This window comes from Xanthomonas sp. fls2-241-TYG-148, from assembly GCF_030208815.1.
GTDB lineage: Bacteria > Pseudomonadota > Gammaproteobacteria > Xanthomonadales > Xanthomonadaceae > Xanthomonas > Xanthomonas campestris.
In genome coordinates this window covers 1-21251 of the sequence record NZ_JARVTE010000009.1, presented here as the reverse complement: position 1 = coordinate 21251, position 21251 = coordinate 1, and the positions used below count along the sequence as shown (strand labels likewise).

The 21251-nt window shown below is 66.6% G+C and carries 16 protein-coding genes; 3 read left to right on the top strand and 13 right to left on the bottom strand.

Annotation, left to right across the window (positions count from 1 at the left end):
- Positions 1 to 30: 30 nt before the first annotated feature.
- From QRM60_RS10870 to QRM60_RS10835, 8 genes are all read right to left on the bottom strand, one after another.
- Entirely contained in the window at positions 31 to 942 is a 912-nt protein-coding gene (locus QRM60_RS10870) for a DUF6624 domain-containing protein (RefSeq protein WP_343237650.1), read from the bottom strand.
- Between the two features lie 136 nt (positions 943 to 1078).
- Positions 1079 to 3664, bottom strand: a complete 2586-nt coding sequence (gene clpB / locus QRM60_RS10865; protein WP_285446197.1) for an ATP-dependent chaperone ClpB — start codon at positions 3662 to 3664, stop codon at positions 1079 to 1081.
- 154 nt (positions 3665 to 3818) lie between these two features.
- A complete protein-coding gene (locus QRM60_RS10860) occupies positions 3819 to 4631 on the bottom strand; it encodes an ATP-binding cassette domain-containing protein (protein WP_285446196.1) in 813 nt (270 codons plus the stop codon).
- The gene (gene ssuC, locus QRM60_RS10855; RefSeq protein WP_285446195.1) at positions 4628 to 5422 is read right to left on the bottom strand and encodes an aliphatic sulfonate ABC transporter permease SsuC; all 795 of its coding nucleotides are present in this window, start codon (positions 5420 to 5422) and stop codon (positions 4628 to 4630) included. The genes QRM60_RS10860 and ssuC overlap by 4 nt, the downstream gene beginning before the upstream one ends.
- A 43-nt stretch (positions 5423 to 5465) precedes the next feature.
- On the bottom strand, positions 5466 to 6431 hold the full coding sequence (locus tag QRM60_RS10850) for an aliphatic sulfonate ABC transporter substrate-binding protein (RefSeq protein WP_285446194.1): 966 nt from the start codon (positions 6429 to 6431) through the stop codon (positions 5466 to 5468).
- Positions 6432 to 6442: 11 nt separating this feature from the next.
- Entirely contained in the window at positions 6443 to 7483 is a 1041-nt protein-coding gene (mgrA, locus tag QRM60_RS10845) for an L-glyceraldehyde 3-phosphate reductase (protein WP_285446193.1), read from the bottom strand.
- Between the two features lie 16 nt (positions 7484 to 7499).
- Positions 7500 to 8828: an LLM class flavin-dependent oxidoreductase gene (locus tag QRM60_RS10840; protein ID WP_225041441.1), complete on the bottom strand. Its 1329-nt coding sequence runs from the start codon at positions 8826 to 8828 to the stop codon at positions 7500 to 7502.
- An 82-nt stretch (positions 8829 to 8910) separates the two neighbouring features.
- Positions 8911 to 11169 carry a TonB-dependent receptor gene (locus QRM60_RS10835; RefSeq protein ID WP_285446192.1) on the bottom strand — a complete coding sequence of 753 codons (2259 nt, stop codon included), beginning with the start codon at positions 11167 to 11169 and terminating at the stop codon, positions 8911 to 8913.
- Between the two features lie 225 nt (positions 11170 to 11394).
- Between QRM60_RS10835 and QRM60_RS10830 the strand changes: the two genes are divergently transcribed.
- Entirely contained in the window at positions 11395 to 11703 is a 309-nt protein-coding gene (locus QRM60_RS10830) for a GIY-YIG nuclease family protein (protein WP_043922197.1), read from the top strand.
- 43 nt (positions 11704 to 11746) lie between these two features.
- Entirely contained in the window at positions 11747 to 12454 is a 708-nt protein-coding gene (locus tag QRM60_RS10825) for a glutathione S-transferase (protein ID WP_161960565.1), read from the top strand.
- 193 nt (positions 12455 to 12647) lie between these two features.
- Here QRM60_RS10825 and QRM60_RS10820 read toward each other — a convergent pair whose 3' ends face one another.
- The 5 genes from QRM60_RS10820 to QRM60_RS10800 form a co-directional block, all read right to left on the bottom strand.
- On the bottom strand, positions 12648 to 13460 hold the full coding sequence (locus QRM60_RS10820) for a DUF3014 domain-containing protein (RefSeq protein WP_285446191.1): 813 nt from the start codon (positions 13458 to 13460) through the stop codon (positions 12648 to 12650).
- Positions 13461 to 13849: 389 nt separating this feature from the next.
- Positions 13850 to 15016 carry a lysozyme inhibitor LprI family protein gene (locus QRM60_RS10815; protein WP_285446190.1) on the bottom strand — a complete coding sequence of 389 codons (1167 nt, stop codon included), beginning with the start codon at positions 15014 to 15016 and terminating at the stop codon, positions 13850 to 13852.
- Entirely contained in the window at positions 15013 to 16614 is a 1602-nt protein-coding gene (locus QRM60_RS10810; protein WP_285446189.1) for a hypothetical protein, read from the bottom strand. Before QRM60_RS10810 ends, QRM60_RS10815 begins: the two co-directional genes overlap by 4 nt.
- Before the next feature lie 137 nt (positions 16615 to 16751).
- Positions 16752 to 17624, bottom strand: a complete 873-nt coding sequence (locus QRM60_RS10805; protein WP_285446188.1) for a hypothetical protein — start codon at positions 17622 to 17624, stop codon at positions 16752 to 16754.
- 23 nt (positions 17625 to 17647) lie between these two features.
- Entirely contained in the window at positions 17648 to 18121 is a 474-nt protein-coding gene (locus tag QRM60_RS10800) for a DUF3574 domain-containing protein (RefSeq protein ID WP_012437623.1), read from the bottom strand.
- 205 nt (positions 18122 to 18326) lie between these two features.
- On the opposite strand from QRM60_RS10800, the gene QRM60_RS10795 reads away from it, so the two are divergent.
- Positions 18327 to 20762, top strand: coding sequence for a TonB-dependent receptor (locus QRM60_RS10795; RefSeq protein ID WP_285446187.1), 2436 nt, complete (start codon positions 18327 to 18329; stop codon positions 20760 to 20762).
- The last annotated feature ends 489 nt before the right edge of the window (positions 20763 to 21251 follow it).

The window sequence follows — 21251 nt, the reverse complement described above, 5'->3', positions numbered from 1 at the left end:
GCCACGCTTCAGCGATCAACGCATCAGCGATCAACGCACCGGTGTGTGGTACGCCTCGCCCAGCATGCGCTTATAGACCGCCATCGACGGCAGGCCCACTGCGCGACGGCGCGCATCCAGGCCGGCCTCGTCTTCGGTCGGCTCCAGGGCCATGCTGCCATCCGCACCCGGCTTGAACTGCGTGCCATAACGCTGTGGCTTGCCTTGCGCACGCAACACGCGATCGGTCAGCAGCGCGACATCATCCGCCGCCACGTCCTGCCTGGTGAGCGCGGCCTCCAGCAGCGGCAACATCTGCTGCTGAAACGCGGGGTCCGCATCGGCGTGCTGCACAAGCAACAATGCAGCACTCGCGCCTTCCACCCCGACCAGACGATTGCCGGGCCACCCCTTGGTCGCCACGACCTCTTTCAACCACGCGGTGTTGTCGCGATCGACCGCAAGCAGCTTCTTCCAGTCGCCTGACACCTTGCCGTCGACAAACACCTCGCTGCGCACTTGCTGATCTTTCCTGAGGCGTTCCAGCAGCTGGTCCCGCAAGGGCTGATCCCAGGTGGCACGTTGCTGCGCGTTGACCTGTTCGGCTTTGGTGAGCAAGGCCGGCCATCCTGCGGTCTTGCGTAGTGCGTTCAACCCTGGAGCATCTTTCGCCCGCAGGTCATCCATGGCAATGCGCCCGCGTGGCAGCTCCTCGTCGAGATAGCGCAGCGCCGCATCGGCCTGCCCGGCCGCCGCGAGGCATTCTGCAGGCAGCAAGACAAACTTCTGCGGCGCCGACATACCCGCGCGCCATACACCCTCCAAAATATACGCGCAACGTGGATAGTCCTGCGCCTGGTAGGCGGTGAACCCTTCCATGAATTCCGGTTGTTTGGCGGCCTGGCTGACGTCCACCGTACCGGACAACGTGGCGATACCGACTACCACCAACAGCATGCGCATCTGCATTCCTTGCCTGAGTGCTTGCCACGATCATAGCGCCGTGCCGATGCGGCGCGCACCCACCGCTACCAATGATCCTCCGCCAAACACATCGCCCCGCATCAGCGGGGCGATCGTGACTGCGTGAACCTCAGACTCAGCCCTTGGTAAACGCCAGATGTCCACCTTCGGTGCGTACGCGCACGGTGTCGCCGCTGGTGTACTGGCCGGAGAGAATCTGCTGGGCCAGCGGGTTTTCCACCTGCGACTGAATCGCGCGCTTCAGCGGGCGCGCACCATACACCGGGTCGAAGCCGACATTGCCCAACAGTTCCAGCGCCGGGTCGTCCAGGTCCAGCTTGAGGCCGCGTTCGGCCAGGCGCTTTTCCAGGCCCTGCAACTGGATGCGCGCAATCGACTTGATCTGCGCCTTGTCCAGCGGATGGAACACCACGATGTCATCGAGCCGGTTGATGAATTCCGGGCGGAAGTGCGCCTGCACCACGCCCATCACTGCCGCCTTCATCTGCGTGTAGGCCTCGGCGCTGCCGTCGCCGGACAACTCCTGGATCTGGTGCGAGCCCAGGTTGGAGGTCATCACGATGACGGTATTGCGGAAGTCCACGGTGCGGCCCTGGCCGTCGGTGAGGCGGCCATCATCGAGCACCTGCAACAGGATGTTGAAGACATCGGCGTGCGCCTTCTCCACTTCGTCGAGCAGGATCAGCGAATACGGGCGACGGCGAACAGCCTCGGTGAGGTAACCGCCTTCCTCGTAGCCCACATAGCCCGGGGGCGCACCGATCAGGCGCGAGACCGAATGCTTCTCCATGAACTCGCTCATGTCGATGCGGATCATCGCCTCGGTGCTGTCGAACAGGAAGTCCGCCAACGCCTTGCATAGCTCGGTCTTGCCCACGCCGGTCGGGCCCAGGAACAGGAACGAACCGCTCGGACGATTGGGGTCGGACAGGCCGGCGCGCGAACGCCGTACCGCATCGGAGACCACCTTGATCGCCTCGTTCTGGCCGACCACGCGATGGTGCAGTTCGTCTTCCATGCGCAACAATTTGTCGCGCTCGCCTTCGAGCATCTTGTTGACCGGAATACCGGTCCAACGCGACACCACCTCGGCGATTTCCTCGGCGGTCACGCGGTCCTGCACCAGCTTGAAGTCGTGATGTTCGACCTCGTTAGCCAGCAGCATCTGCTTTTCCAGCTGCGGCAATACGCCGTACTGGATCTCGCTCATCTTGGCGTAGTCCTGGCGCCGCTGCGCCGCCTCCAGCTCCAGCTTGGCGTGCTCGATCTGCTCCTTGATCTTGGTGGTGCCCTGCAGCGCGGCCTTCTCCGACTTCCACACTTCGTTGAGGTCGGAGAATTCGCGTTCGAGCTTGTCGATATCGCTTTCCAGATCAGCCAGGCGTTGCCGCGAGGCCTCGTCCTTTTCCTTCTTGAGCATCTCGCGCTGGATCTTGAGCTGGATCAGGCGACGCTCCAGGCGGTCGAGCTCTTCAGGCTTGGAATCGATCTCCATGCGGATGCGCGATGCGGCTTCGTCCATCAGGTCGATGGCCTTGTCCGGCAACTGACGGTCGGTGATGTAGCGGTTGGACAAGGTGGCCGCGGCCACGATCGCCGGGTCGGTGATCTCCACGCCGTGATGCACCGCGTAGCGCTCCTTCAAGCCGCGCAGGATGGCGATGGTGTCTTCCACCGTCGGCTCGCCCACGAAGACTTTCTGGAAACGCCGCTCCAGCGCCGCGTCTTTTTCGATGTACTTGCGGTATTCGTCCAGCGTGGTGGCGCCGATGCAATGCAGCTCGCCACGCGCCAGCGCCGGCTTGAGCATGTTGCCCGCGTCCATCGCGCCATCGGCCTTGCCGGCGCCGACCATGGTGTGCAGCTCATCGATGAACAGGATGATCTGGCCTTCGTTCTTGGACAGGTCGCTGAGCACCGCCTTCAGGCGTTCTTCGAATTCGCCGCGGAATTTGGCACCGGCAATCAGCGCGCCCATGTCCAGCGACAGCACGCGCTTGCCGCGCAGGCCTTCGGGCACCTCGCCGTTGATGATGCGTTGCGCCAGGCCTTCGACAATGGCGGTCTTGCCCACGCCCGGTTCGCCGATCAGCACCGGGTTGTTCTTGGTACGCCGCTGCAACACCTGGATGGTGCGGCGGATTTCTTCATCGCGGCCGATCACCGGATCGAGCTTGCCGCTCTCCGCGCGCGCGGTCAGGTCGATGGTGTACTTCTCCAGCGCCTGGCGCTGTTCCTCGGCATTTTCCGATTGCACGGTTTCGCCACCGCGCAATTTGTCGATGGCCGCTTCGATCTTCTTCTTGTCGCCACCGGCCGCGCGCAGCGCCACGCCCAGCGGGCTGGCATCGTCGGCAGCGGCCAGCACGAACCACTCGCTGGCGATGAAGGCATCGCCGTGCTGCTGGGCGAGCTTGTCGGTCTGGTTGAGCAGGCGATTGAGATCGTTGCCGATCGACAGGTTGCCTTCCTGCCCGGACACCTTGGGCAGGGTGTCCAGCGCTTCGCCCAGGCGCTCGCGCAGTGCCGGCACGTTGACGCCGGACTGCGACAGCAGCGGGCGCGTGCTGCCACCGCTCTGGTCGAGCAAGGCGGCCAGCACGTGCACGGGTTCGATGATGTTGTGGTCGCGGCCCACGGCCAGCGATTGCGCGTCGGCCAGCGCCTGCTGGAACCGCGAGGTGAGCTTGTCCATCCGCATGAGAAATCCTCTGAACTGGTGGCCGGCGTTTCCGGCGATACCGTGCAGATGCGGCTGGCGGGCGGCGTTTCAAGGCTGGGCGCTGTGTCCACGCCCCTGGCAGCGGGCCGTGACGCCGCCGCAGTTGGCCTGGCGTGGGTCCGCAGACGGGACGCTAGGCGAACCGCCGCAACGGTTTCTCTGCCTGCGCGGCAGTGCCAGGTTGCGCCTCTGCCGCCGCGGCGGCACCGGGCGACGGCGGCCCCAGCAGACGCGACAACACCTGCGCCTGGATCGCTGCCACCGCTGGCGCACCGGGCAGGCGCGGATGCGGCACGGGCACCGCGACCTCCAGACCGACCTGGCCGTGCTCGATCACCACGATGCGGTCGGCCAGTGAGCTGGCCTCGGCCACGTCGTGGGTCACCAGCACCAGCGTGAAGCCATGCTGCCGCCAGAGCTGCACGATCAGCTGCTGCATCTCGATGCGCGTCAACGCATCCAGCGCGCCCAGCGGTTCGTCCAGCAGCAACAGCCGCGGCCGGTGCACCAGCGCACGCGCCAGGGCCACGCGCTGGCGTTGCCCGCCCGAGAGCGTGCCCGGCCAGTCGCCAGCGCGCGGGCCCAGGCCCACCGCGTCCAGCGCGGCCTGTGCCTGTGCGCGCCCGGCGCGACCCAGGCCGAGCGCCACGTTGTCGATCACTCGCTTCCAGGGCAGCAGGCGTGCATCCTGAAACATCAGCCGCACCGCATCGCGCTGCGTTGCCAGCGGTGCGTGGCCGCTGGCAACCGTACCGGTATCGGCCGCTTCGAGCCCGGCGATCACGCGCAGCAAGGTGCTCTTGCCGCAACCGCTCCGCCCGACCACAGCCACGCACTGCCCGGGTGCGATGTCCAGATCGATGCCGCGTAGCACCGCGCTGTCGCCATAGCGCTTGCCGATGCCGCGCAGCGTCAGTGGCAAGCCGATGGGGGTGGTCGCACTCATCGGCGCAGCGCCGCCCGTTGTTGCGTTGGGTGCCAGCCCAGCCACCAGGCTTCCAGCCCTCGTGCGGCCAGATCGGCCAGCTTGCCGAGCAGTGCATACAGCACGATCGCCACCACCACCACATCGGTCTGCAGAAATTCCCGCGCGTTCGTCGCCAGATAGCCGATGCCGGAACTGGCAGAAATCGTCTCGGCCACGATCAGCGTCAGCCACATCAGGCCCAACGCGAAGCGCAGCCCGACCAGAATCGACGGCAACGCACCCGGCAGCAACACATCGATAAACAGCTGCGGGCCACGCACGCCGTAGTTGCGCGCCATTTCGACCAGGGCCGGGTCCACGCTGCGGATGCCGTGATAGGTGTTGAGATAGATCGGGAAGAACGTTCCCAGTGCCACCAGGAACAGCTTGGCGCCCTCGTCGATGCCGAACCACAGGATCACCAGCGGAATCAGCGCCAGGTGCGGCACGTTGCGCAGCATCTGCAGGCTGCTGTCGAGCAGGCGTTCGGCCACGCGCGACACGCCGGTCAACAGGCCCAGCGCCAATCCAATACTGCCGCCGATCGCCAGGCCCACCGCCGCGCGCCAGCCACTGATGGTCAGGTGTTGCCACAGCTCGCCACTGCGCACCAGCGCGACCGCTGCTCGCAGCACCGCATCGGGCGCTGGCAGGATGCGCTGCGGCAGCCAGCCCCAGGTGGCGGCCAGTTGCCAGGCCACCACCACTGTCACCGGCAGCAGCCAGGGCACGACGGCATCGCGCCAGCGGCGGCGGTGCGTCATCGCCATCCCTCGCAGTCGTTGGCACGCTGCGGCACAGGCAAATCGCGCATCACTTGCCCGCCGCCGTCGCCGCAGCAGCAGGCGCGCGCCACACCGCCGGTGCCACCAGCACGCGCTTGGGCAATAACCGCTGCGCGTAGAACAGATCTGCGGTTGCCTGCTGCGCCTTGATCACCTGCGCGCTCAGCGGCTGCACGCTCGCCGGTGGGCGATGGGCCAGGCTGCGCTCGATCACCGCCGGCGGCAGCCCGCTCACCTGCGCCAGGATGCGGATGCTGCCTGCACGGTCGCGCTCCAGCAGACCGTCGGCCTGGTTGAGCTGCCCCATCACCTGCTGCAGAAACGGGCCCCATGCGGTGGCATAACGCCGCGATGCCAGGAAAAACCCGCCGGTGAGCCCCACGCCCTCGCCGTTGGCAAGCAGGCGTGCACTGCCATCCAGCGTCAACGCCGAATACCACGGGTCCCAGATCGCCCACGCATCCACCTGACCCGCCGCAAACGCAGCGCGCGCATTGGCCGGCGACAGATACAGCGGCGTGATGTCACGCAGGCTCAAGCCGGACTTGGCCAACAGCCGCAGCAGCAGGTTGTGCGCGCTGGAGCCCTTCTGAAACGCCACGCGCTTGCCCTTGAGGTCGGCCACCGTGCGCAGCGTGCTCTTGCTCGGCACCAGGATGGTTTCGGCCTTCGGCGTGGGCGGCACCCAGCCCACGTACAGCAGATCGGCGCCGGCGGCCTGCGCGAACAACGGCGGAATATCGCCCGCACCGCCCAGATCGATGCTGCCTACGTTCAAGGCTTCCAGCAATTGCGGGCCGGCCGGGAACTCCACCCACTGAATCTTGGTGCGTGGGAAGCGTTGCTCCAGCAACCGGTGCTGCTTGGCCAGCACCAGGCTGGAGACGGCTTTCTGGTAGCCAATGCGCAACTGCGCCGGTTCTGCCGCCGCCGCACACAGCGACCACGCCATGCCGAGCAGCAACACCACACCTAGCAGCACACGCTTGCGCATCGAAGACCTCGTCATTGCCAATCGGTGGAAGGTTTTTCCCAGAGATTGATGCCGCCTTCGACCGCATGGCGATCGATCTCGGCCAATTCCTCTGCACTGAAGTCTGGCGTCTGCAGCGCTGCCACGTTTTCCAGCAGTTGCTCCGGGCGGCTGGCGCCGAGCAAGGCCGAGCTCACCCGTGGATCGCGCAGCACCCACGCCAACGCCAGCTGGGCAAGACTCTGCCCGCGCCGCTTGGCAATCGCATCCAGCCCGCGCGCGCGTTGCAGGTTGTCCTCGGACAGGTGCTCGGGCCGCAGCGATTGCCCGCCGGGACGATTCACCCGCGCATCGTCCGGCACACCGTTGAGGTACTTGCCGGTCAGCAGGCCCTGCGCCAATGGGGTGAATGCAATCACGCCCGCACCCAGCTCGGCAGTGGTGTCCAACAGGTCGTGTTCGGGCCAGCGGTTGAACAGGTTGTAGGCCGGTTGGTGGATCAGCAGCGGTACCTTCCACTCGCGCAGCAATGCGGCGATCTCGCGCGTGCGCGCCGACGAGTACGAGGAAATCCCCACGTACAAGGCCTTACCCTGCTGCACCGCACTGGCCAGTGCGCCGGCGGTTTCCTCCAGCGGCGTATGCGCATCGAACCGGTGCGAATAGAAGATGTCCACGTAGTCCACGCCCAGCCGTTGCAGGCTTTGATCCAGGCTGGACAACAGATATTTGCGCGAGCTGCCGCCCTGCCCATACGGGCCCGGCCACATGTCCCAGCCGGCCTTGGTGGAAATGATGAGCTCGTCGCGATACGGCTTGAAATCTTCGCGCAGCAGACGGCCGAAGTTGATCTCCGCACTGCCGTACGGCGGGCCGTAGTTGTTGGCCAGATCGAAGTGGGTAATGCCCAGGTCGAACGCAGTGCGCAACAAGGCACGCTGGGTATCGATCGGGGTGCTATCGCCGAAGTTGTGCCACAGGCCCAGCGATAGCGCGGGCAGCACCAGGCCACTGCGGCCAACGCGGCGGTAAGCCATACGGTCGTAACGATCGGGATGTGCGAGATAGGTCATGGCGGAGTCCGGTGGCTCAGCGTGCGCTGAAGCGATTGATGGGGCGTTGCAGCCCCAGATGATCGCGCAACGTGCGCCCCTGGTATTCACGCCGAAACAACCCGCGCCGCTGCAGCTCCGGCACCACGTGCGCGGCCACATCGGCCAGCCCGCCAGGCAGGTGCGGCACCAGCACGTTGAAGCCATCGGCCGCGTCCTGTTCGAACCACGCCTGCAGTTCGTCGGCAATCTGCGTGGGCGTGCCGATCAGGCTGTAATGGCCGCGCCCGCCCGCGATGCGCCGCCCGAGTTGGGCGATGCTCAGCTGCTCCTGCCCCGCCAGTTCGGTGAACAACTGCTGGCGGCTGCGCTGGCCGGTTTCGGTCAACGGCAGGTCCGGTAACGGGCCATCAGGCGGATACCCGGACAGGTCGAAATTCCCCAGCATGCGCGACAGCAGAGCGATACCGACCTCCGGCTCCACCAGCTGCTGGAACTGCTCGAATTTTTCCTGCGCTTCGGCCTGGCTCTGGCCCACCACGATGAACACACCTGGCAGCACCTTCAACGCATCGCGGCTGCGCCCGAAGTGCTCCAGCCGGCCCTTGATATCGGCATAGAACGCCTGCGCCTTGGCCAGCGACGATTGCGCGGTGAACACCACCTCGGCGGTTTCGGCCGCCAACGCACGCCCAGGCTCGGACGAACCCGCCTGCACCAGCACCGGATGGCCCTGCGGCGCGCGTGCGATGTTGAGCGGGCCGCGTACCTGGAAATGCGTGCCGCGATGATCCAGCACATGCGCACGCGTTGGATCGTGGTGCAGGCCGGAGGCCTTGTCGGCGACAAAGGCATCGTCTTCCCAGCTATCCCATAGCCCCGCCACCACCTGCTGGAATTCGCGTGCACGCGCATAGCGTTCGGCATGCACGTAGTGCGCATCGCGGTTGAAGTTGAGCGCTTCGTCGGCCGCATCGGAGGTGACCAGGTTCCAGCCGGCACGCCCGCCGGAGAGATGGTCCAGCGAGGCGAACTTGCGCGCTACGTGATACGGCTCGTTGTAGCTGGTGGTCATGGTGGCGATCAGGCCGATGCGCTCGCTCACCGCAGCCAATGCACTGAGCAGGGTGATCGGCTCGAACAGGCTGGAGCGCGCCATGCGCGGAGCAACGGGCCCACCGGCGGCGGCGAGGCTGTCGGCGATAAATACGGCATCGAACTTGGCGGCCTCGGCGATCTGCACCATCGCGCGGTAGTCGTCGAACACCAGCGGATCGGCAGTGACCTGTGGATGCCGCCACGCCGCCACGTGATGCCCGGTGGCCATCAGGAACGCACCCAGTGAGAGCTGGCGTGGCGCGCTCATGCCAGCCACCCGCGCACGCTGCAGGCCAAGTCAACAGACGACGTGTGCTTCCGTACAACGCGTTGCAACAGCAGAGGCATGTTCAAAAATCCTTGTGCACTTGCAGCCCCACGTAGCGACGATCGTCGCGTGGAACCAGGCGGTAGACATTGCCGGTGGCATTGGCCAACAGCGGCGCATAGGCGCGATCGCCCAGGTTGCGGCCGAGCACGGCGACACGCCAGCCGTGCAGGTCATCGGCCAACGCCACGCTGGCATTCCAGATGGCATACGGCCCCTGGATGGTCTGCGGGGTCTGGCTCAGGTCGTACTGCACGCTGTCCTGCCAGGCCACATCGCCGTTGAATTCCAGCGCCAGCGTGCCGGACAACGGCACCCGGTAGCCGGCGCGCAGGTTGCCCTTCCAGTCCGGCGAAAACGGCAAGGGTTTGCCGTCGACATTGCAGTTGGCGGCGGCCGCAGCCGGGCAGGCGAAGCGCTGGATGCGTGCCTGCGTGTAGGCCAGCGATGCGGCCAGGGTCAGGCGTTCGGTGGGGCGATAGTCCAGGTCCAGTTCCAGGCCTTGCGTGCGTGCCTGCCCGGCATTGATCAGGCGTGTCACCACCTGCCCGGCCACGTTGTCGAAAAAGTTGGCCTGGTAGTTGGCGTAGTCGGTATGGAACAGCGCCAGGTTGGCACTGAGCCGGTCATCCAGCGCGCGCGTCTTCAGGCCCAGCTCCCACGCGTTGGAGGTTTCCGGCTGCAACGCCGGCGTGTCGCGCGGCTGCATGTTGAAGAACACGTTGTAGGCCGGTCCCTTGTAACCACGCGAATAGGTCAGGTAGCCGGTGGTCTGCGGCGCGATGTCGTACTGCAGGCCGGCACGCCCGGACACGCCGGTCTCTTCGGTGCTGCCGCGGCTGGCGGTGGAGGGCTGGATCCCGGTCGCCGCAGCGGCCGCAGTGGAGACGCGCTGATGGCGGTAGTCGAGCGTATCGCGGGTGATGCGCGCGCCCAGCAGCGCGCGCAAGTCCTCGCGCCAGTGCCAGGTGGCCTCGCCGAACGCGGCGACAGTCTGCGCACGCGTGGCGTAGTTGGCGCTGCCCAACGTGCGCGCACCTGGCGAAACCACGCTGCGTTGGTAGGTTTCGTCGTTACGCGCATGCAGGTAGTACAGCCCGGCCACCGCCTCCACGGCACGGTCACGCGGGGTCTGCAGCCGCAGTTCCTGCGAATACTGTGTGTAGCCCAGGTCGCCGCGATCGTGTGAGGACGGAAACGCCGCGCTGCTTTGCGCGGTGCGGTCGCCATCCTGGAACTGGGTGTTGTCCCACTGCCGCCAGGCGCTGATCGAGGTCAGCAAGGCATCGCCCAATTGCTGGTCCAGCTGCAGCGAGGCGCCCTTGCTGGTGTCGTCCAGGTGCGTGCGGTAATCGCTGTTGATCTGGCGGTTGTCGGCCGTGGCCTGGACCGGCGCCAGCGCCGCGGCAAAATCCGCACGCGTGCTCGCCACCACCACGCCACTGGGTGCATCGCTGCGCGACTGCAAAAAGTCCGCCAGCAACGTGGCATTCAAATCCGGGTTAGGCGTGAGCTCCAGCCGCAGCCGCGCACCGGACCGCTCGTAGCCGTTGACCTGCGTGCCATCGGCCACATTACGCACGTTGCCACCGTAGTCTGCCCACAACGCCGACACGCTGGCCTTCAGCACACCCGGCACCAGTGCACCGCCAACGCTAGCGCGCACGCGGTTCTCGTCGCCGCCACCGAAGTGCGCGTAATCGACCGACCCACCAAACACCTCCGGCGCCGGCTTGCTGATGATGTTGAGCACACCGGCCGAGGCGTTCTTGCCGAACAAGGTGCCTTGCGGCCCACGCAGCACCTCGATGCGTTCGATATCGAGCAGCTCCAGCGTGGCCTGCCCGGGCCGCCCCAGCACCACGCCGTCGACCACGGTGGCCACGCTGGGCTCGACGCCGGGCGAGGTGGAGATGGTGCCCACGCCACGCAGGAACAGCGAGGTGTCCTTGTTGGAGGCGCCAGCACGAAAGGTCAGGCTGGGCACCAGCGTGGGCAGGTCCGCCACCGTGTTGCGGTTCTCGCGCTCCAGCGTCTGGCCCTGCACCACCGAGACCGCCACCGGCACCTGCTGCAAGGTGCTTTCGCGCCGCGTCGCAGTGACCGTCACCGCGCCCAGGGTCTGCGCGGCCGGCGTGGGCACTGGTGCATCGTTGGCACGCGTGTCGGCGAACGCCGGTGCGCACGCCAACGACAGGCTCCAGGCCAGCAGGCGCGGGGTTGCCGAGAACACGGTGGAAGCAGCAGTGGAGTCGGCCGGGGACCGGTAGCGCACGGACATGCAGTTCCTTATGGATGCGCCATGCCAGGCATGGCGGCAGCGATGGCGCGCAAGCCGACTCGGCCGCGCAGCGCGATGTCTGCATGCTGTTTGCCACCACCACAGGCGTCAAATAACCAATGGCTTGGTGGTTATTCGCTCACGCACGCAACCGTCTGTGTTGCAGCCGGCGCACGCAATGCGCGCGCGGCTGTGCGGCGCGCACGAAGCGGCGATAATGCGCCAATGGATGCACCCAAGCCCTGGCACCTCTATCTGCTGCTCTGTCGCAATGGCAGCTATTACGCCGGGATCACCAACGATCTGGAGCGGCGCTTCCAGGCGCATCTGCGTGGCACCGGCGCCCGCTACACACGTGCGAATCCGCCGCTGCAGGTGCTGGCCAGCCATCCCTATCCGGACCGGGCCACCGCTTCACGCGCGGAGTGGTTGCTCAAGCAGCAGCCGCGCGCACGCAAACTGGCCTGGTTGCAGGCACAGGGGGTGCTGCCTGCCGAGTCACGGCCCGACGACACACCGCTCACGCCCGCCTAGCCGTTGATTGCCTAGCCTGCCCTGCCTTCTCCTGGAGCAGCGCATGCACTACCAGCTCTATTACTGGACCGGCCTGCAGGGCCGGGGCGAATTCGTCCGCCTGGCCCTGGAAGACGCCGGTGCCGACTACACCGATGTGGCCCGCGTCGAAGGCGACGAGGTCATGAACACATTCCTGGACGGCAGCGCAGACGGCGCGCGCCCATTTGCACCGCCCTTCCTCAAGGCCGGCCGCACGGTGGTGGCACAAGTGGCGGCGATCTTGCATTTCCTCGGCCCGCAGCTGCAACTGGTGCCGGAATCAGAAGCCCGCCGCCTGCAGGCGCTGCAATTGCAGATGACCATCGCCGACCTGGTGGCCGAGGTGCACGACACGCACCACCCGATCGCCAGCATGCAGTATTACGAAGACCAGAAAGACGCCGCCAAGCAACGCGCCAAGGACCTGCGCGAAAACCGGCTGCCGAAGTTCCTGGGCTATTTCGAGCAGGTGCTGCAACACGCCGGCGGCAACCACATCCTGCGCGAACACTCGTATGTGGATCTGTCGTTGTTCCAGCTGGTCAGCGGCCTGGAATACATGTTCCCCAAGCGGATGGCGACACTCGCCACCGATATTCCGGGCTTGAAGGCGCTGCAGCAGCGCGTTGCGCAACGGCCGCGCATTGCCGCGTATCTGGAATCGGAACGCCGTGTCGCCTTCAACACCAACGGCATCTTCCGACATTACCCGGAGTTGGATGCGGCGTGATGCTGGCGCCGCGATCGCGCCGCGTTGCGCGTGTGCGTCGCTGTGTGCACATCACAGGCCCGCACTGAAGCAGGCCAGCACGCCACCGGTCGCCGCGCGCCAGCGCGTGCTGCGACCGATGTGGCCGATGGCGGTCGTGTTTAAGCACAGGTCTTCGGCAGCGTGATCGACGCGCTGCCTGACTAGATACCGCTCACCGCCCGCGCAGCACCGCCGCACGGATTCGCTGCAACTGCGCCTTTACCGCTGCCGCCTGGGTCGGGCCAAGCCGCAGCAGGGCCTTCTGGCCCACCGAAAGCGACTCCAGCGCCGGATCCGCGTAGCGGTAACGCCCGCGCTCGTCTTTCACCACCACGATCGGCTGCGCCGCTTCCGGGGTCAGCAGCAGATGATCGATCACCGCGATCAGACGATCGTTGAAATAACGGTCCGGCGCGCCCAGCTCCGCATACGCCTGTTGGATCAGCGGATAGAAGCGCACATACGTGGCGACCAGCGCCTGTGCATCCAGCGCAGTGAACGCGGCCACGTAGGGCGCGTAACGTATGGCGTTGGTGGTGTCGATCACGCTGCGCCCGTCGGCCTCGGCCACCTGCAACTCACCGGGCACCGGCTGCAACACCGAGGCACGTCGGCTCATGCTGGGCTGGGTGAGGTTGTCGATCATCACCACCGCACGCTGGATCAAGTGATCGCGCAGCACGGTGGCCAGCGTAGCCTCATCGGGCACCAGCGCATGCAGTGCCTCCCACGCGGCGCTATCGCTTTTCGCCAGCGGTGGAATCGCCGCATCGGCGGCATCGGCCGGGTGCGCCGGCAACAGGTGCTGTGGCGCGCTGGGGGCAGCGGGCGCGGGCGGTGTGGGCGCCGCAGCCGCCACGGCTGTGGGCTTGGGCGTGGAAGCCGCATTGGGCGCTTCAACAGTGCCGCGGAACAGCCACCACCCGGCACCGATCACGACCGGAATCGCCAGCAGCCACGGCCAACGCGAAGGTCTGGATTGCATCAGGGAACTCCTAGAAATCGACAACACACCAAGGTGTGACCATGCGATCTCGCGGTGGTTCCATCGATTGCTGCAGGCGTCCGGGCTGCTGCACGCGCATCGGCGCAGCGCAGCAGCCGCGTTGTGCAGCCAAGCGCCGCTGCTCAATCGTGTGAATAGGTGCCGGAGACTGCGAACGCCGCAGGGAAGCTGCAGCACACGCAGGCTGCATGCAGCCTCCAAGCGCGCCAGCACGCCAGCGGTGGCCGGTTCTCGCAAAGAACAAACGAGCCCCGCGTTTACGCCTCGCCGCCATCACGTGCGTCACCGCAAGTAACGAAAGCGCGCGGCCAACCAGCGCATCCTCACCGCCATGCCGTCGCTGTTGATCAATGCCTAGCGCCGCTGCCTCAGCTGTCGAAGTCCAGGCGGGCGTCCACCCAGGCAGTGACAATCGCAGCAGCCACTTGCTGCGCCTGTGCGGCCGGCAAATGCTTCTCGCGTACCAGCCAGGCAGCGGTGTCGGCACGCACCTTCGGCAGCAGTGCACGTGCGGCCTTGCGGTCGTCCGCCGGCCATGCGCTGGCATCGCCGGTCCAGGCAGCCAACGCCTGGTCAGGATCGCCGCTATAGCGCTTGCGCAAGGCCGGCTGCAGATACAGCAATGGCGAGACCGACGCACGCAGCGCGATGACCTCCCACTCGGCATAGCTGGCGTAGCGAATGGTGCCGGCGTCCTTGCTGATCGATTCGATCAACGACGCAAACGCGGCATCGAGCTGGGTCCAGGACGGCAGCGCGAAAAGGCCGCCCGGCGGCTCGCACAACGGCGCGAAGCTGTCGCGGGTTGAACCGTACAGCGGGCCGAACGCGTCATACGCCGGCTCGCCAAGCGTGCTGAAGATGAAGCAATGCACATACGGGCGCGTGCTGTCGTTGCGCTCGATCCACATGCGCAACAGCGTCAGTGTCTTGTCCGGTTCCTGCACGTCAGGACCGGTGGCCTCATCGTTCAGCACCGAATCGGCAAAGCTGTCGACCTTGCGCAATGCCGCGCGCGCACTCTGAAAACGCGCCGCAGATAGCGCTGCGTCCACACCCGCGGCCGGCACGAATTGATGCAGGTACACCAACCACGCCGACGCCAGCGGCGTGTCGTAGGCCTGCAATTGGCGCGCCGCGGCCGCCGGTGCGCTCGGGATGCTGGCAATGATGCGGTCCAGGGCCTGTTGTTGCGCGGCCAGCGCCGTGTCCAGCGCATCGGCCCTGGCACTGAGGCTGCGCTGCAGGCAGTCGTCCGGTGTGGCGTTCTGCGCGCAGGCATTGCGCTGCCGCAGCCAGGCGCGTTGCTGCTCGCGCACAGCGGCCACCGCGCTGCGCGGCGTGGTCTGCAGCAGTTCCTGATAGGACGCATCCAGGCGTTCGTCGAGCAGGCCCAGCGCCTTCACCGCACACAGGCGTTGTTCCACCGCCGTGCTTGCGCGCGCACAGTCGAACGATGCAGACCACGCGCCACCGCTGGCCAGCAACGCCGCACCGGCCAGCACCACGCGCAGCGCGTGCGCGTGCCGGTTCATGCCACCGTCTCTTTACGTGCCGGCAGCAGCGACAACAACAGCAGCGTTGCCGCCAACGCCACATACGCACCCACGAATTGCCAGCTGATCACGCGCGCCAGGCCCTGCAGCGACCATGGCAGATAGATGCCGCCGCGCGGGTCCACCGAGTGGATCAACCCGAACAGGGTCAGCCCGGCCGCGACCAGCAGGAACACCGCGCCGCGCCGCAGCCTGCCGTCGATCATCGCCACCACCGCCGCAATCCACAACATCGCGGTGATGATGAAGCCATTGCCCAGCGCGAAGACCACGGCCAGTTCCGGCAGGCCATGGCTGTCGACCTTGGTGGTCAGCGCCACCAGTTGCTCCGGCGCGATCCAGATTGGTGCCTTGATTGCCAGCAGGTAGGCCACCGATGGCAAAAAGCCCAGCACCATCGCACCGGCGTGCTGCTTCGGCGTGGCCTGGAAGGCCTGCGTGGTGATGTCGATCGACACGTACACGATGATCGGCGCCAGCACCGCCAACGGCAGCCACTGCACCAACCCGCTGATGATGCCGAGCATGCCGCCGATGCCGACGAACAACCCGGTCAGCAGCGTATAGCCGGTGCGTGCGCCCATGTGCTTGTAAGCAGGTTGGCCGATGTACGGCGTGGTCTGCGCCACGCCGCCGCAGACGCCCGCCACCAGCGTGGCCAGTGCTTCCACCAGCAGGATGTCGCGGGTGCGGTAATCATCGCCGGCCGCACGCGCGCTTTCGCTCACGTTGATCCCGCCCACCACCATCAACAGGCCGAACGGCAGCAGCAACGGCAGATACGGCAAGGTGGACGGCAGGCCATCGATGAAGCCCAGATTCGGCAGCGGCAACACCACCTGGGGCGCCACCCAGGCCGGGACCGCGAATCCAGGCGCACCCAGGCCGGCCAGCCCCAGGCCGTAATACAGCGCCGTGCCGATCACGAAGGCCACCAGCACCCCGGGCAACTTGATCGGCAGGCGGCCCTTGGCCAGCAGCACATACAGCAACAAGCCCAGGGTGACGAAGCCGGCCACCGGCGAGCGCAGGGTTTCCAGCAGCGGCAACAGGCCCATCAGCACCAGCGCGATGCCGGCGATGGAGCCCAGCAATGCGGCGCGTGGCAGCGCGCGCGTAACCGCTTCGCCAACAAACGACAGCACCAGCTTGAGCAGCCCCATCACCACCAGCGCGGCCATGCCCAGTTTCCAGGTGGCGATCGCCGCGGCCTGCGGGTCCAGTCCCTGCGCCTTGAAGCCGGCAAACGCCGGGCCCAACACCAATAGCGCCATGCCGATGCTGGTGGGCGCATCCAGGCCCAGCGGCATGGCGGTGACGTCATCGCGACCAGTGCGCCGGGCCAGGCGACGCGCCATCAGGGTGTAGAGCAAATTGCCCACCAGCACACCGAATGCGGTGCCGGGGAACATGCGGCCGTACACCACGTCGGGCGGGAACTGGAACAGGCCGATCAACGCCATCGCGATGAAGCCGAGGATGGAGAGATTGTCGACCACCAGGCCGAAGAAGCCATTGAGGTCGCCGGAGACGAACCAGCGCGGCGGTGCCGCAGTACGCGAGGAAGGGGCCGACATGGGAGCCAGGATGCGTGGGGACAGGCGATGGTAGCCGCTGCCCCGCATGCGCGACAGCGGCGCGGTGGATCAGAGCGTGCTGCTGCAGCGCCGCCGCTGAGGACCGCCAGCGGCGGCATCCCGATGCACGCGAAGACTCAGGGCATGGCCTGGTCGGCACTGATCCAGCCAGTGCTCTCCGCATGGCCGGCACTGCGAAACCGCACCTGCAGGCGGGTCTGGTCCGCGCTCACGTCCAGCGCCTCGAGGCGATCGCCCTTGATCAGATAGCGCCGCGTGGTGGTCGCGGTGGGCGTGGCATACAGCGGTAAGCGCGGCACCTGCACCAGGAACGTAGCCGGCCGGGGCGCTTCCAGGCTCTGGCCGATCTCCGTGCCGATCACCGCACCCTGCGAATCGAAACGCGGCCACACCGAGAACGGCATGCCCTCTTCGGTGCCCGGGCCCAGCACGTCCAGAATCGCCTGCGCGGCAATCGGCTGCTGGGTGGTGGATACATACAGGCGCCCAGCGGCGTCATAGCGGTATACGTCCGCGTACCACATCGGCCCGCTACGGCAGGAGCTGCTCAGGCTGCGCTGTTGCGGGTCCGGGGTGAGATTCCAGAACCCTGCGCATTGCACCTGCGGGCGCGTGGGCGCGGTCAGCAGGCGAAACTGCCGCTGCGCCGGGTCATACAGGAACACCCGCGTGGCTTCGTTGACCTGCCCGAGCATCACGGTCACCGCCAGATCTGGGTGGCCATCGAAGTTGTAATCGTCGCTACGCACGCTGCCGGTGGCTTCGCCGTCGTCCAGGTCCGCGTCCAGCCACTGCTGCTGGCCGCCGGGCGCCAGCACCACATGCAGGCGCGTGCCGACCAGGCTGGCAGTGGCGCGGGTGTGCGCATCGAGCGTCAGTTGCACGTGGGTGTCGCGTGCCGACGCGGCGCACGTGAGCAGCGCGGCTGCGGCGAGCACACTGCTGCTCGCCACGGTGCGGAGGTGTGGCGCCTGCCAGCGGCGGCGCATGCGGCTGCCCGCAGGGATCCGGCTCAGAACGACACGTCCACCGGCTGCCGCGCCCACAGCACCGACTGGTGACCGGTGGCCTGCTTCCACGCCAGGCGGATCGCCTCGATGTCATTGCGCCGCTGCGGGCTGTCTTCGTGCAGGATCACCAGCACCTTGGTGCCGAGCCGGTTCGGTTCCTTGGCGCCGCGGAACAGCCACTGGCCGTAGGCGTCGAACACGGTGAGCCCGTCCGGAAAGCGCGGAGTCACTTCCTTGTCCAAGAACGCGCGCCACTGCGCGTCGCTGATGGTGCGGGTCTGCGGGCGGTCGGCCGGGCCGGTTTCCTCGCCCACTCCAAAATACAGCTCGCTCCGCACCCAGCCCCGCGCTGCCGCCGGGCGCGCGGCATCGCCCTGCAGGCTGGCGGTGGTGGAGGCCGGCGCGTGCCCCGGCGTGGTGGCGCAGGCAGACAACGCCAACACGGCGGCGAACAGGCAGGACGGCAACAACTTCATCGATCTCTCCAGGCGGGGGGCCGGCTCATGCAGGCGGGATATCAGCTCATGCCGGCGCGGGGGCACTGTGCCATCTCGCGCCGGCCTGAACAACACGATAATATCTCTCCATCCGGATGGAAGTGGAACACTCCCGGCCCCCACCTTGCACGCCAGCGCGGCCGGATGCCGACGCGCGGCGGCCTGCCGTATTTCAGGAGACAGCATGACCCGCCCCACCCTTTCGGTTATCGGCCTGGCCGTGGCCGCCGTCCTCAGCGCCAACGCCCAGGCCCAGCAAGCCGCGCCCGGCGCCACCACACTGGACACGGTGATCGTCACCGGCACCCGTGCCAGCGACCGCACCGTGCTCGAATCCACGGTGCCGGTGGACGTGCTCACCGCCGAGGACATCCGCAAGGCCGGCGTGGTCAACGGTGAACTGGGCAGCGCGCTGCAGGCGCTGCTGCCCTCGTTCAACTTCCCGCGCCAGTCCAACTCCGGTGGCGCCGACCATATCCGCGCCGCACAGCTGCGCGGGCTCTCGCCCGACCAGGTGCTGGTGCTGGTCAACAGCAAGCGCCGCCACACCTCGGCACTGGTTAACACCGACAGCAAGATCGGCAAGGGCACCACGCCGGTGGATTTCAATTCCATCCCGATCAACGCCATCAAGCGCATCGAAGTGCTGCGCGACGGTGCCGGCGCGCAATACGGCTCCGATGCCATCGCTGGGGTCATCAATGTCATCCTGGACGACAACCCCGAGCGCGGTGAACTGGAAGCCAGCTTCGGTGCGTACAACACCGATGTGGAGCCGATCAATCGGCGCGTCACCGATGGCCAGACCAGCTACGCCAGCGCCAAGGTCGGCACGCTGCTGGGCGATGACGGTGGCTTCTTCAAGGTGGGCCTGGAGCTGAAGAACCGCGAGGCGACCAACCGCGCCGGCTTCGATCAGATTCCGCCGTTCGAAGAACAGACCCCCGCCAACCTGGCCCTGGCGGGCCAGCGCAACTACGTGCTCGGCGATGGCGCCACCAAGGGCCTGAACGCCTGGCTCAACACCAAGATTCCGTTCAGTGCCACCGGCGAGTTCTATGCCTTCGGTACCTACAACCAGCGCGACACCGAAGGCGCCAATTACTTCCGTTACCCGGACAGCAGCGCCAACTGGCGCGAGATCTACCCCAACGGCTACCGCCCGATTTCCGAAGGCGAAAACCGCGACCTGCAGATCGTGGCCGGCGCCCGCGGGCAATGGGGCGACTGGGACTACGACGCCAGCCTGGATTACGGCCGCAATGACTTCACCTACCGGCTGCGCAACTCGCTCAACGCCTCGCTCGGCCCGGGCAGCACCACGCGCTTCAAGACCGGTGATTTCGCCTTTGCGCAGACCGTGGGCAATTTCGATTTGACCCGCGTGTTCGATGCGGCCGGTGCCACCCACACCTTCGGCACCGGCGCCGAATTCCGCCGTGAGCAGTACCGCACGCATGCCGGCGACCCGGCCAGCTACGCGGCCGGCCCGTTCACCGATCGCCCCACCGGCTCGCAAGCCGGCGGCGGGCTGACCCCGCAGGACGAAGCCGACCTGTCGCGCAATGTGGCCAGCGTCTACGCCAACGTGTCCAGCCAGTTCGGCGACAAATTCTCCACCGATCTGGCCGGCCGCTACGAGCACTACCAGGATTTCGGCAGCCAGTGGACCGGCAAGCTGGCTGCACGCTACGCCTTCGCGCCGGCATTCGCGCTGCGCGGCGCGGTCTCCAACAACGTGCGTGCGCCCTCGCTCAGCCAGATCGGGTACGAAGCCACCTCCACCGGTTACGACGCCGCTGGCCGCCTGACCCAGGGCCGCCTGCTGTCGGTCAACAACCCGATCGCCCGCGCGCTCGGTGCCACCGATCTGAAGCCGGAAAAGTCGATCAACGCCAGCCTGGGTTTCACCAGCAAGCTGGGCGATCACTTCGACCTGTCGCTGGACTTCTTCCAGATCGACATCGACGACCGCATCGCGCTGTCCGAAGACATCACCGGCAGCAGCCTCACCGGTTTCGTGCAGCAGAACTTCGGCGTCACCGGCGTGCAGAGCGCCAGCTACTTCCTCAACGCCGCCGACACCCGCACCCGCGGCGCCGAGCTGGTCGCCAACTGGCGCCAGTACGCCTTCGGCGGCGATCTGCTGCTGACCGGCACCTACAGCTACGCCAAGACCGAGTTGAAGAACGTCATTGCCACGCCGTCGCAACTGCTGGCGCTGGATCCAGAATACGTGCTGTTCGGCGTGGAAGAGAGCAACACGCTCACCGATGCAGCCCCGCGCACCCGCGCCTCGCTCGCCGCCAACTGGAGCAACGAGCACTGGAACCTGCAGAGCCGCGTTAACCGCTACGGCAGCGCCACCCGCGTGTTCGACTTCGGTGACGGCTTCGTGCCGCGCCAGACCTATGGCGCGGAATGGCAGCTGGACCTGGAAGCCGAATACCGCCTGGGCACGCAATGGACGCTGGCGATCGGCGGCCAGAACATCCTGGACAACTACTCGGACCGCTCCATCGACGACATCGCCTACTTCGGCAACCTGCCCTACGACGTGCTCTCGCCGATCGGCAGCAATGGCGCGTACTGGTATGGACGGGTGCGGTATAGCTTCTGAGCGAAAGCGAAGAGCTTGAGACCTCTCTCCCTGAGAGAGACTGCGTTAGCCCCTCTCCTGCGGGAGAGGGGTTGGGGTGAGGGTACGGGGCGAAGCCCTCATGACGTTCCAACTGCACGAGGTTTTGCTCGTACCCTCATCCGCCCCGATGGGGCACCTTCTCCCGAGGGGAGAAGGGAAGAACACCGAGGCTACCGCTTTAGCCCCTCTCCTGCGGAAGAGGGGTTGGGGTGAGGGTACGGAGCGAAGCCTTCATGTCGTCCAAACTGCATGAGGCTTCGCTCGTACCCTCATCCGCCCCTGCGGGGCACCTTCTCCCGAGGGGAGAAGGGGAGAAGGGAAGAACACCGAGGCTACCGCTTTAGCCCCTCTCCTGCGGGAGAGGGGTTGGGGTGAGGGTACGGAGCGAAGCCCTCGTAGCATTCCACCTGCACGAGGCTTCGCTCGTACCCTCATCCGCCCCTGCGGGGCACCTTCTCCCGAGGGGAG